This is a genomic window from Polaromonas sp. P1_G2, from assembly GCF_056405515.1.
Map to the genome: position 1 here is coordinate 1 of NZ_JBFUBY010001104.1, position 460 is coordinate 460.

Here is a 460-nt window from a genome sequence, read left to right on the forward strand (position 1 = left end):
CGCTGAGGGGCTCGAAGGTCATTTCCGATCTTATCGACGCCGACAGCGGCGAAGTCGTGGTCGAGGCGGGCAAGAAGCTGACGCCGCGCCTGCTTCGTCAACTGTCCGACAAGGGCATCAAAGCGCTGCGTGCGACCGATGACGAGCTTTATGGCAACTATCTCGCCGAGGACGTCGTCAACCCGAACACGGGTGAAATCTATCTTGAAGCCGGCGACGAGATCGATGAGAAGACGCTGCGCGTCATTCTCGATGCTGGTTTCGACGAGATTCCGGTGCTCGATATCGACCATATCAATGTCGGCGCCTATATCCGCAACACGCTCAACGTCGACAAGAACGAGAACCGCCAGGACGCTCTGTTCGACATCTACCGCGTCATGCGGCCGGGCGAGCCGCCGACGATGGAATCGGCCGAGGCCATGTTCCAGTCGCTGTTCTTCGACGCGGAGCGCTATGA

The 460-nt window shown here is 59.3% G+C and carries 1 pseudogene; it reads left to right on the top strand.

The features are described from left to right. Positions 1 to 460 (top strand): annotated as a pseudogene (gene rpoB, locus AC1D0P_RS29270) (DNA-directed RNA polymerase subunit beta); the annotation flags it as partial.